The sequence below is a fragment of the Sporolactobacillus inulinus genome (assembly GCF_006539285.1).
In the GTDB taxonomy this organism is placed as follows: Bacteria; Bacillota; Bacilli; order Bacillales; family Sporolactobacillaceae; genus Sporolactobacillus; species Sporolactobacillus inulinus.
Genome location: NZ_BJMS01000229.1, coordinates 1 through 550, shown reverse-complemented (window position 1 = coordinate 550; position 550 = coordinate 1). Strand labels below are relative to the sequence as shown.

Sequence of the window (550 nt, the reverse complement as noted above, 5' to 3'; positions counted from 1 at the left end):
TTTCACGCATTTAGCGGTTTTCTTCGCGGCCTTTGCGGCAATGAGTAAGCGTGTCTTTCGATCAACAAGGGTTACCAGACATTCGGATCCAATTTTTCCAACGACCGTATCTGCTTCCCAGTGGCCAATGACGCGACGTTCATTAGCCTCAGGCGGTCGTTCATCAATGGAATGACTGTAGTTGATTTTGCCACGACGTTCTTCATAACCTTTGCCGTGGCGTGATTTTCCTCGGTGTCGCAGGCGACGAGCAATCCCACGTTGCCCAGGTTGATGATTAGGCTCATCCAGAAGATGCGCTTCAATCCCACGATAGATGGTCGTATAACTGATCTTCCAAGGAGAATGATCCTGTTTAAGCCGCTGATCGATCTGTTCGGGAGACCACTGGTGATCAAGAATAAGCCGCTGAATCAAGTCGTGAAGTTCCGGATTAGCCAGTAGAGGTTGGCGGCAACATCCTTCGCGTCGTGCATGGTACTTTTCCTCGGCCTGTACGGACGAGTAAGTACCATCACCCTGTTGATTTCGTTTCAATTCACGACTGATT

Annotated in this window: 1 protein-coding gene; it reads right to left on the bottom strand. The window is 49.5% G+C overall.

Translation table 11 applies throughout. The features are described 5' to 3' along the window. Nucleotides 1-550: IS30 family transposase (locus SIN01_RS14875; RefSeq protein WP_141306184.1), on the bottom strand; the 550-nt coding region annotated here is incomplete at both ends.